Origin of the sequence: uncultured Lactobacillus sp. (assembly GCF_946477725.1) — a bacterium.
In the GTDB taxonomy this organism is placed as follows: Bacteria; Bacillota; Bacilli; order Lactobacillales; family Lactobacillaceae; genus Lactobacillus.
Genome location: NZ_CAMKZC010000033.1, coordinates 1 through 10,877, shown reverse-complemented (window position 1 = coordinate 10,877; position 10,877 = coordinate 1). Strand labels below are relative to the sequence as shown.

Genomic DNA, 10,877 nt, shown 5'->3' with positions numbered 1-10,877 from the left:
ACATATGAGAGACGCCATTCATTAAAGAGGTATAAATTTTGTTGCCTAGCTTTTGATTTCCTACACTATCTTTATTTGAACTCTTGGCTGCCTGACCCTCTTTATAAATAGGAGCTGCCAACGCTTTTTTGATTAAAGCATCTGGTTCCTTTACGCCTCTGGCAACAGGAACAACAACCAGTCTCTTTCCTGCAAAGCGATCCAAGCCAACATCAATATCAGAAGCAACTATTACTGCTTGAGCATCTGCAATTTCCGTACTAGTCAGATTATTTTCGATGCCCGTTTGACCATGTGTTTCAATTTTGATAGTATAACCAAGCTTTTCAGCCGCTTTTTCTAAGGCCTCTTCTGCCATAAATGTATGAGCGACACCGGTTGCACAACCAGTAGCACCCACTAAATCATAATTAGCCACTTTATTTCATCCTTTCTTCCACTGAAATTTGCGGTAATAACTCATCTAAAGAAAAATCTGTCAGTCCTGTGCGACTAGCGGTATCGCTACCCGCGGCAACAGCCATTTTAAGAGCAGCACTAACTGGTTTGTTCTTTTCCAAAAAGGCAATAAAAGTACCCAACATGGTATCTCCGGCACAAGCTGAATTAACCACTTGTATTTGCGGAGCATTGGCAAATAGAACATGATATTTATTAATAAAAGCAGCACCATCAGCACCTAGCGAAACGAGAACATTTTGGCAACCCAATTTGATTAATTTTTGAGCCAATTCGACCGTTTTTGCGGCGGTCATCTCACCCTCATAATTGAAGAAGGCAGCGAGTTCACTATCATTAGGTTTAAGTAAAAACGGCCGATATTTTAAAGTATCAATTACTTCTAGGTAACTACTGTCTATCACAAATTTAGCTCCCTGTTTTTGGACTAACTGAGCCAGTTGGACTAAAAAGTTTGGTTTTATACCCCGAGAAAAACTACCGGAAACAACTACCATATCATCCTTAGTTACTGTGCTTTCAAGATAATCCAAAAATTGATCTTGTTTATCTGAACTTACTACTGGTCCCGGATTAACTTGTTTGTATTCTGTACCTTCGTCTAAAACATCCGTAAAGACATTAACTCTAGTAGGTTCTTTTACCTTTAAGAAATTAGTTTTAATACCCTTCTCTGTTAGACCAGAAATGACATAATCTAATGTAAAGCCACCACCAATTCCTGTGGCCACACTATCTATACCCAATTTCTTTAAGATAAATGAAACATTGACCCCCTTACCATTAGGTTGTAATTCAAATTTTTCAGTTCTATTAACTACCTTCGGTTCCAGTTTCTTAGTGACAATTACTAAATCAATTGCTGGATTCAACGTTACTGTATAAATCAAAGATTTCTCTCCCTTTTTTTGCCTTTTGTATTATTATAAAGACAAATATGTGTAACGTTTTTCTGAATTGACAGCGTTTACTATAATAAAAAGAAAAATATTTACAAAAGGAGCACTTAAATGTCAACAAAAGAACTCTCAGCAGCAGAATTGCATCTTTGGAATATAGTCGAAAATAATCCCCAAAAGATCGCTAATATGTCAATAGTAAAGTTAAGTCAATTCGCGAATGTCTCGACTGCAACAATTGTACGCACCATGCAAAAGATGGGCTATAGTGGTTACACCTCTTACCGTGAAACTTTGAAACTAAAAAGCAATTCAAATTCTACTTTCAGTGTGCTAAATGATGCTGATGATAAAATCAGAAGCGTCATTACTAAAAATGAAATTGAAATGAACAACACGCTGCACAATTTGAGCTATAGCACAATCGAAGATAGTATTTCATTGACAAAACAAGCTAAAATCGTTTTTATTTTTGCTCGTGGTTTGTCTGAATCAATTGCTCACGAAATGATGGTCAAATTACAATTAACCGGAAAATACTGTGAATTTCACTCAGATCCAAATATTATCAAGACAATTGCCAGCAAGATTAAGAAGGATTCGTTAGCAATTTTTATTACCTTAAACGGAGAAACTGAGGAATTAGTAACTGCAGCTAAAACCTTAAATAAAAATGATGTTCCAATTTTGACATTTACCACTAACTCATCAGGCAGTATTTTGCCTTTCTCCACTTTAATTTTCACTGGCTACAAATCAAAAACTAACTATTTTCCTGAATATGAGGTTAGATCACGCCTGCCACTGCAAATAATGACGCGCATCTTTTGTGACGCTTATTCGGTTAGATGTGATTTTTACAAGAGCAAATAAAAAGCCTTCTATACTTTAAATTAGTATAGAAAGCTTTTTTAAGTTTGAAAAATTCAGTTATTCAGCAACTTCCAGCTTATCACGCCAGGATTTTGCACCTTTAAGAGCTTCATTTAAGTTTTCGATATTCTCTTTACCATGAGTAGATAACCATTTTCTACCTGCTTCTTCACTTTCAGCAGCGAACGGTTTAATGGCTGGTTTCCAAGTAGCACGACCACAAAGAACACCGTTAAAGTCAGCTCCAGCTTCTTCAGCCATTTTAATTTCAGCGATAAATTCTTCACTGGTTACACCAGCTGATAAGAAAATATAAGGCAAGTCAGTTATTTCAGACTGCTTTTTAAGCAGATTCTTGGCTTCTTCTTGAGTATAAACAACATTGTTGTCACCGTTAAAGCCTTCGACGAATTTAATGTTAAACGGAATTTCAACTTTAAGGACAGTTACACCATATTCAGGCTTTGAAAATTCTTTCATTGTCTGCAAAACTTTGTCAGCTTTAACCTTGGCAAATTCTTCGCTCTTGGCGTCAGGAATATTAGCGTCATAAGTCAAAACTTCTAAGAATAAAGGTAACTCATTGGCCTTAGCTTCTGCACCAACTCTTTCAACAAAAGCTTGCTTTTTATCATTAATTTCTTGGCCCTCATCAGGATCATAATAAACTAAAAACTTAATGGCATCTCCGCCTTCATTTTTAATTCTTAATCCGGATTGATTAGCAATTAAGTCAGGCATTCTTCCTGGTTCAGTCGTATCATAACCGGTTTTTTCATAAGAAAGTAATAATCCGCAATTCTTATCTCTAACTTTGGTAGCTGGTAAGCCATACTCTGGATCAGTCAAAATAGATGAAGCATATGGTGTCAGCTCACTAGATACTGCTTTTTTAAAATCAACGATAGTTGTTTCATCAGCAGGTTTATTAGCAGCCTCTGCTAACATCTTTTTCAAAGAGCCACGTTGGTCAATTGCCAAAGCACTAATTACACCATCAGTAGTTGACAAGTTTTCCATATGTTTGGCAACTGCTGCAGAAATTGTTTTCATTATATATCTCCTTTAACATTATCTTTAATCGCACAATTATTATTATATACTGATAGTTTAGCCTTTTAAAGAAAAGCAGAAGTTTTAGTAAACTTTTTCACAATTACAAATAATCTAGAAAAAATTTACTTTAAATACCAAATTATTTCTTTTTAGAGCTAACGGCTTTCTTGGTCTTGCAAATAATTTTTGCTCCCCAAGAAGAAGCTGTCAGTTCTTTAATTTCTCTAACTTGAAAAGTATGTGTCGTATCAGGTTTCAGGTTATTGAAGGTAAAAGCAGTTCTTTCAATATTAGAATATAACAAACCATCGATTTTTAACTGATAACTGTCACAGCCAGGTACTGGCTGCCAAGATACTGTAATAGAATTTGAGGTGGTTTTTTGATCATTTTGTGTTAAATTAGCTGGAACTATTAGAGCCTCATTTTTTAGCGGCAGTTCATTAACTGGTACTGCTGTCGAAGCGCAACCTGTAATTTCAACAGTGATTTCATTTTGGCACACATTCGTCTGTTGCAGTTTTATCCTTAAAAATGTCTGCTCCAAATTTGAGTTAAATTCTGCTAAATATGGATTTGTCAGATAATGCTGATCGAAATAGTAGCAGTTATCATGCTTTTGAAAATCCGCTAAATTTTCTGCTTCAGTTAAATGAACTTCTTTATTACCGATCAGAACTGCGATTGTCCTTGGTACTTTATTAGTTTTAATGCTTAACTCAGTTGTCTTTTCAGGGTCAAACTTTGCATAAGTACCTTGAGCTTTATTAATTTTAATGGTCAAACTGGAGCCCCGTAAACTACTGCTAATTTCAGTTTGGACATATCTATCTTGCTTATATTGGGCAGAGAAGCCATCATCTTCATAGACATTAAAATTGCTAGTACCACTGGGATAAATCACAAATTGCCGCATCTTTTTTAAGTTGAGGTATTCCTGCGGCGTGTTAGTTGCCGGTGCTACCGGGATAATGGCTCCGGCTTTAACAAATACCGGCAGTTTCCACAATGGAGCGGCAAAATTGTTAATTACTTGTCCACCTTGATATTCCTGACCAGTGAAGTAGTCAATCCAGATTTGTTTTTTATCAGGCAAATAGATTTCGTTTCTGACATCATTTCCTTTTTCATCGCTGGCAGTGTTTTGATAAATTGGAGCAACTAAGAAATTATCTCCCCACAAATACTGGTACCTGACCAAATTAGTGTAAAATTCTGGGACATTAGGGTACTCCAAAAACATGGCACGTACCATTGGCTTACTAGTAAAGGTTGCCTGGGCAGCAATACTATAAACATACGGCAGCAACATTGATTTCTGCTTTAAATAAGCACGATTCAGTTTAGTTGTGATCCCGCCAAACGCAAATGGATTCTTAGGATTTTTGCCCCAGCCATCCATGTTCAGCTGAATTGGTGTAAAGGCCTTCCACTGATAATCTCTAGTATTAACAATCGGGTTTTGCCCACCAAAAATACCATCCATATCCGAAGCAACATTAGGTTGGCCCGATAATCCTTCACCGATATAAGTTGGTATTTGAAAGCGAATATACTCCCATTCGCCACCAACTTCATCTCCTGTCCAGACTGTACTAGTATTCTGCGTTCCTGCCCAACCATCAACTGTAATAATAAACGGCCGCAACTGATCGCCTTTAATTTTAGCAATCATTTTAGCTGTACTTTGCGTGGCATTTAACCCAAACGAATAACCATGGCCAACCCATGCTTCATCCGTCTTAAGTGCAGTTACTCCGGCAACTAGTTCCTTTTCAAAATCGCGATCATCCGGCTTAGGATTTACAGGATCAACTGGTGCTAAATTTTGCTGCGTCCATAATCCTACTTGCACGCCTTTGCTATTAGCATATTTGACAAACTCCGCTAAGTTCTTAAGATTTCCTGCTAGAGTATCCGTTTGCCCATAACCAGCTCCATAGCCGTCATTAGGCAAAAACCAACCTATAGGCATATCATGCTCAAGGTACTGGTCAAGCATTGCCCGGGCACTAAATTGATAGGAAACCCCGCCATGTTCGCCGTTCAGCGTTTCCCTAATTGACTTTGGCTTTAATTCTGCAGGTAAATCCTTGGGCTGATATTCGCGGTAATACTTGCCATCTGGATATTTGATAGCACCCTTTTCTTTAGAATTTACTTCTACCCAATAATCCCGGTTATAAGCATTTAAATGAGCTTCATAAAAACCAAAAATTGGTGTTAAAGCCGGCTGGCCAGTTAACTGATGATAAGCACTGAGCAATTCATAAGCCGAATCCGCAAAGAAATAGACAGCATCGAAGCGTTTTTCTTCGTGAGCAGTCGTAATTTTATTGTTAGAAGCGCTGTCAAAATCGTAATGTCCGGGTTTAAAAGTATTACGGATCACGCCATAACCAGCCGTTGACCAGTAAAAAGGATTAGGAGATGCTACACCATGATCAACCCAGTTATTGGTATTAACAATTGCAATTTTTTCTCCTGCTAGTGTGAAACGCCCGTTTTGTGTGCCTCCACCAAAGTAATTACTATTGCAATCAACTAGGGTTTGGACTGTTAATGAATCCTTCAATTCAACTGGCTTTGCTTCTTGAAAAATCGTCTTGCCATTTTTAGTGACGTCTAAAGTAGCTGAGTTTTTGTTTAAATTAATTTCAATTATACCCGTATCAATTTGCCAACCGGTATTGGTAGCATGAATACTGGCACCATTCATACCGCAAGAATCATAAATATCTTTCACAAAAATTTGAGCATGTAAGCCAGCTTCTGATTGTTCTGGTTCTTGAAACTTTTGAGTCGGATCAATATATAATCTGAATATTGTTGAGTCCAAGATATAAAGGCGAGCTGTCAGCCCGTTTTGATAGTTAATATCAAAATAACCTGATTGCTTAGTCACATCAGTGATAGCTTGCAATTTCAAGTTACTAAAATTGGTTACCTGATTTGTGTCATTTTTATTAATAGTGCTTTCCTCCTTCATATTAAAAGAAAATTAATCTTAATTAAAACTGTTTGATAGGATTGATTATATGCTAAATCAGGGTAATGATAAATAGCTATATATAAAATTATTGTCCAACCACTTATTTATCTTTCTACTTAAAACTCAAGGTATACAGCCTTAAATTATGCTAGAATTAAGACAAGATATACAGTTATTTTTATATAGGAACAATAATATGACATTTATTTATACATTAAGATATATGCTGGATCCAAGAACAAATACGCCAGCAAAAGACGAAAAATTAATTGATTTTGTTAAAAAAGGCCGAATTGATGATGTTGCCTTTTTCATAAATGGGGAAGAATTAAACCACAGTCACTTAACTAAAGCAGAAACACAAGTCTGGCTAGATGCCATTAAGCCTTTACAAAAGAAATTATCTGATATAGGTGTAACTACTAGCTTAAACCCGTGGACAACTATTATGCACTCCGATCGAGGCTATCAAGTTAATCCCGAGATTGGTTTCAATACTTTTGTTGACATTGATGGTAACAAGGCTAAGGATATGGCTTGTCCGGCTGATCCTACATGGCGCAAATATTTAGCTGCTACTTATGCCCAATATGCCAGCATACATCCCCGTCGATTATGGTTAGAAGACGATTTTCGCCACTATAATCACACCCCTTTAAAATTGATGTGTTTCTGCGACTATCATATGCAACTGTATAATGAAAAATTAGGCAAAAAAGAAACACGTGCTGAATTTGTTAAAAAGATGTTGCAACCGGGAAAACCCACTAAGGAGCGCCAAATTTACCTGGATCAAGCACGTCAAGAAATGATTGAAAATGAACATCTAATTGAGCAAGCCGTTCATGAAGTCAGCCCCGAAACAGATCTGGCACAGATGACTTCATACCCTGACTGGCACGCTCTAGAAGGTCGTGATTGGGAAAAATTGTTTAAGGCTTTAGCTGGTGAAGGTCATCCCAAGGTGGCTCGGCCCCACCTACCTGCTTACAATGAAGTTGCGCCTCTAGCATATGGTAGAAATTTTGAAGAGTATACTCGTATTACCGCTGCTTTTTTAGGAGAAAATGCTGAATTTTACCCTGAATTAGAAAGTTATATGTATTCTCCTTTAGTCAAATCAAATGCATTTACTGCATTTCAAATTATCACTGCTGCTTTAATCGGAAGTCAGGGAATCCTACTCAACTTATATGACATGATGGGTAATGGTATCAATGAAAGCTGGCATTACGCTGAAATGCTTGCTGACATCAAGCCATTCGTTAATCAACTATTAGAAAATCGCCTGCCGCTAGATCATTTAAGAGGGATTAAAGTTCTGGTTGATCAAGATTCCAGTTATCACTTACAAACTACTGCCGGCAAAAATGTGGAAGAACTTTTGCCCCACGAAAAAAACTGGGCTAGTCTATTAGGAGCTTTTAGTTTTGCAACAAGCATTTTACCTGTTAATCAAAAAACTTCATTAGAAAACGAAATTATTGCTGTTTCCGGGCAACTTTTACGTAATCTGGCAAATGACCAGATTACAGCATTGCTCAAAAAGAATTTTGTATTGCTTGATGGCGAGAGCGTGCAAGTTTTGCTTGACCGCAATCTGGGTAACTTATTGCACGTTAACAATGCTGAGTGGCATCCAGTTCGCACCAATTATCAATCCTTTGAACAAGCCGACAGACACATTGTTGATGGCGTCAAAAATCCACGAATAACAATGTTGCAACATACTGGTAATTATTTAAAAATTGAATATCAGCCTCAAAGTGATGTAAACGTATGGTCATTTGCGTACAACTCGATTGATGAAAAATTGGGCAACGTTATGGCTGTTATTGATCAACATATTATTGTTTTACCTATGGATCAAGATCCACGCCACGGTTGGGATTCCCAATTTACTACGTATAAGCAGGGACTGCTCCAGCAAATGCTTGATAGCATTAAACCTGTGGACTACCTAATAGGAATGCCTAATGTTAAGCTCTTGGTTGAAAACGATGGTCAAAAAGCTTGGCTCGCTAACTTTACACTAGATGGTTACCAGCAAATAAAATGGCATCTGGCAGCACCACTTGTAAGTAATGAGGCAACGATAGTTAGAAAAGTTGGTAATTCAGTTAAGAAGACAAAAATTCATATTAATGTTGAAAATGGCATTGCTTCAATAGATGAGCCTTTAGCACCACTTGAAACTATTCAAATACTGTTTTAAATTAGTTTTAAATTAAATAAAAGCCAAAAATAGCGCCTAGTCTCTTTGTTTAGAACTAGACGCTATTTTTTATTCAAATTCTACTTTTTCATATTAGCTAACATTGCAGTAACATCAACGATACCAGCTTTACCTGCTGTCACATAATCGGATTCTGCACCGCTCATTTGACTGTTGAGCCATTCAATTACCAGTGGTAAATTCATTCCCGAGATTAAGTGAATTTTTTGACCACCCATAATCAGACGACTAACCACATTTGCCGGAGTTCCACCCATTAAATCGGCGAAAACAGTAATATCTTCGATATTCATTCCTGAAATCTGCTCTTCAAATTTTTTCTTAAAATCATCAGGACCTTCAGATGGAAGCAAACATACCGTATGTACGTGCTCTTGTTCGCCCATAATTAATTCGGCACTGGCTTTTACGCCCTCAGCCATTTTGCCATGACTAATTAAAATTAATTCTTTTTCTGCCATACTTTATCTTTCTATTTAATACTTTATACTATCAGCTTTACTTAAAGCAATTACTATATTTAATTATATCTTAGCGATAACTCCAAGGCCACCTAAAACAATACATAGTATTAAAACAATAAAGATTGCTTTGGTTGATGTCATACCCTTCTTACCAAGAAGCCAGTAAACAAAGCCTACAACAGCTGCTGGTAATAATTTAGGAAGAATCATGTCCAAATTATTTTGAACATTCATAGTAACTTTACCAATTTGAGGTGCCCAGGCAAACTTAATGTTAACCATAGTAGCAACAAGGGCACCAACCATGAATACACCCAAAACAGTAGCGGAATCAGTTAAAGCGTTTAAACGGTCTCTCATGTCTGTAACTAGAGAAACACCTTTGTCATAAGCAAAGTGAAGTTGCTTCCAACGGAAGACACAGATCAAAAGGCAGGCAATAACCCAAATGATAACACCAACTGGGTTTCCTTGAGTTGCCATTGAAGCAGCTAAAGCACCAAAAATAGTTGGAATTAAAGAAGCGAAGATAGAGTCACCGATTGCGGCAAATGAACCCATCAAACCAACTTTAATACCAGTAACGGTGTCTTTTCCTTCAATACCCTCATTTTCCTCTACGGCAAGATCAAGACCAGTGATGATTGTATTAAAGAAGTTAGAAGTGTTAAAGAACTGCATGTGAGTCTTCATCATTTCCTTTAACTCTGGAGTATCATCGCCATAAATTTTTCTCAATTGGGGCAAAATAGTGTATAGATAACCACTATTCTGCATTCTTTCATAGTTCCAGCCTAACTGGAAACCAAACAAAGATCTCCGGTTAATTTGATTGAAGTCTTGTTCAGTTAATTTATATTTAGGTTTAGAGTTCGTCATCAGTAATCTCTCCTTCATCGTCATCAGAGCTTGAACTTGCATTATTACTTTGACCTTCAGTACTTTGTGCTTGAGCAGTACCTTTATTTAACGGAATATTCTTGTAATGCAAAATCGCAAGAGCTAATCCAAGCATTGCAATTGCAAGCATTGGCAAGCCATTGAAAATAGTAGTGAAGCCTTTGTTAACAGCTGTTAAGCCTGTACCCAAAGCTTGCATTCCACTAAAGAGCACTGAGAACAATGTCGTAATTGTAAAGCCCAAGATCAAATATGCTGCATGTCTCTTAACTGGCAAGTACCGGAGCAAAACAGCAAAACCAACTGCTGGTAATGTGGCACCAGCAACAGTCAAACCATTACCAAGCCATAACAGATCTCCATTTAAAGCATTTGCGATCTGCTGTACTAATCCCTGACCAAAGGCCAATGCGATAAAGACAGGAACAGCACGTGAAAGTGACCACGGAATTGCACCATATAAAACATTTCTTTCAACAGCCTTATAGTTAATCTTGTCTTGATCAATCAAGTGATCAATTCTGTGTGAAAAGTAAGTATTGGCAAACCTTGCCAAAACGTCCAATTCAATCATAATAGCAGCAACTGGAACAGCAATTGAAGAAATAGCTGTTTGAGGACTCATACCTTTAATACTAGTTGAAAATGCTGTAGCCAAAACTGTACCGGTAGTAGCGTCAATTCTTGAAGCACCACCAAAAGTACCGATACCTAAAACTGTCAACTGCATTGATGCACCGATAAACAGACCGGTAGGCAGATCTCCCATGATCAGACCGGCGATCAACCCAGCACCAACTGGTGTGTTTAATGATGAATAAATTTGCAATTCATCTAAAATTTCTAATCCTGCATACAACGTAAGCAGTAATATTTGCCACCAAGCCATTTTTCTCCTCCTACTTCATCTTTTCATTAATCAATTTCATTAAATCCCGTGACTCAACACTAGGATTTAATTGGGCAATTAAGTTAACGCCTTTGCCAGAAATCTCTCT

At 37.2% G+C, this 10,877-nt stretch carries 9 protein-coding genes; 2 read left to right on the top strand and 7 right to left on the bottom strand.

The genetic code is table 11. The features are described from left to right. Both Q0R51_RS08370 and pfkB read right to left on the bottom strand, forming a co-directional pair. On the bottom strand, positions 1–418 hold a 418-nt coding region (locus tag Q0R51_RS08370; protein WP_294758062.1), incomplete at its 3' end, for a PTS fructose transporter subunit IIB. Position 419: 1 nt separating this feature from the next. Next, positions 420–1,349, bottom strand: a complete 930-nt coding sequence (gene pfkB / locus Q0R51_RS08365) for a 1-phosphofructokinase (RefSeq protein ID WP_294758060.1) — start codon at positions 1,347–1,349, stop codon at positions 420–422. 120 nt (positions 1,350–1,469) lie between these two features. Here pfkB and Q0R51_RS08360 point away from each other — a divergent pair, with 120 nt between their 5' ends. Then, positions 1,470–2,231 (top strand): MurR/RpiR family transcriptional regulator, encoded by a 762-nt coding sequence (locus Q0R51_RS08360; RefSeq protein ID WP_046324418.1) that lies wholly within the window; start codon positions 1,470–1,472, stop codon positions 2,229–2,231. A gap of 57 nt (positions 2,232–2,288) precedes the next feature. On the opposite strand, the gene Q0R51_RS08355 is transcribed toward Q0R51_RS08360, so the two are convergent. Continuing rightward, positions 2,289–3,284, bottom strand: coding sequence for a tagatose 1,6-diphosphate aldolase (locus Q0R51_RS08355; protein WP_046324417.1), 996 nt, complete (start codon positions 3,282–3,284; stop codon positions 2,289–2,291). Positions 3,285–3,426: 142 nt separating this feature from the next. Continuing rightward, positions 3,427–6,276, bottom strand: coding sequence for a TIM-barrel domain-containing protein (locus Q0R51_RS08350; protein WP_294758055.1), 2,850 nt, complete (start codon positions 6,274–6,276; stop codon positions 3,427–3,429). 199 nt (positions 6,277–6,475) lie between these two features. Between Q0R51_RS08350 and Q0R51_RS08345 the strand changes: the two genes are divergently transcribed. Then, positions 6,476–8,494 (top strand): hypothetical protein, encoded by a 2,019-nt coding sequence (locus Q0R51_RS08345; RefSeq protein WP_294758053.1) that lies wholly within the window; start codon positions 6,476–6,478, stop codon positions 8,492–8,494. Positions 8,495–8,574: 80 nt separating this feature from the next. Here Q0R51_RS08345 and Q0R51_RS08340 read toward each other — a convergent pair whose 3' ends face one another. The 3 genes from Q0R51_RS08340 to Q0R51_RS08330 form a co-directional block, all read right to left on the bottom strand. Continuing rightward, a complete protein-coding gene (locus tag Q0R51_RS08340) occupies positions 8,575–8,976 on the bottom strand; it encodes a PTS sugar transporter subunit IIA (protein WP_122037294.1) in 402 nt (133 codons plus the stop codon). A 63-nt stretch (positions 8,977–9,039) separates the two neighbouring features. After that, positions 9,040–9,858 carry a PTS system mannose/fructose/sorbose family transporter subunit IID gene (locus Q0R51_RS08335; protein WP_110445658.1) on the bottom strand — a complete coding sequence of 273 codons (819 nt, stop codon included), beginning with the start codon at positions 9,856–9,858 and terminating at the stop codon, positions 9,040–9,042. After that, the gene (locus tag Q0R51_RS08330) at positions 9,845–10,768 is read right to left on the bottom strand and encodes a PTS sugar transporter subunit IIC (protein ID WP_110445657.1); all 924 of its coding nucleotides are present in this window, start codon (positions 10,766–10,768) and stop codon (positions 9,845–9,847) included. The genes Q0R51_RS08335 and Q0R51_RS08330 overlap by 14 nt, the downstream gene beginning before the upstream one ends. Positions 10,769–10,877 lie beyond the last annotated feature (109 nt).

What these genes read in the sequence shown, in the direction of transcription:
- Q0R51_RS08355 (WP_046324417.1), bottom strand. Translation starts at nt 3,284, where the DNA reads ATGAAAACAATTTCTGCAGCAGTTGCCAAACATATGGAAAACTTGTCA.
- Q0R51_RS08350 (WP_294758055.1), bottom strand. Translation starts at nt 6,276, where the DNA reads ATGAAGGAGGAAAGCACTATTAATAAAAATGACACAAATCAGGTAACC.
- Q0R51_RS08360 (WP_046324418.1), top strand. Translation starts at nt 1,470, where the DNA reads ATGTCAACAAAAGAACTCTCAGCAGCAGAATTGCATCTTTGGAATATA.
- Q0R51_RS08335 (WP_110445658.1), bottom strand. Translation starts at nt 9,858, where the DNA reads ATGACGAACTCTAAACCTAAATATAAATTAACTGAACAAGACTTCAAT.
- Q0R51_RS08340 (WP_122037294.1), bottom strand. Translation starts at nt 8,976, where the DNA reads ATGGCAGAAAAAGAATTAATTTTAATTAGTCATGGCAAAATGGCTGAG.
- Q0R51_RS08330 (WP_110445657.1), bottom strand. Translation starts at nt 10,768, where the DNA reads ATGGCTTGGTGGCAAATATTACTGCTTACGTTGTATGCAGGATTAGAA.
- Q0R51_RS08345 (WP_294758053.1), top strand. Translation starts at nt 6,476, where the DNA reads ATGACATTTATTTATACATTAAGATATATGCTGGATCCAAGAACAAAT.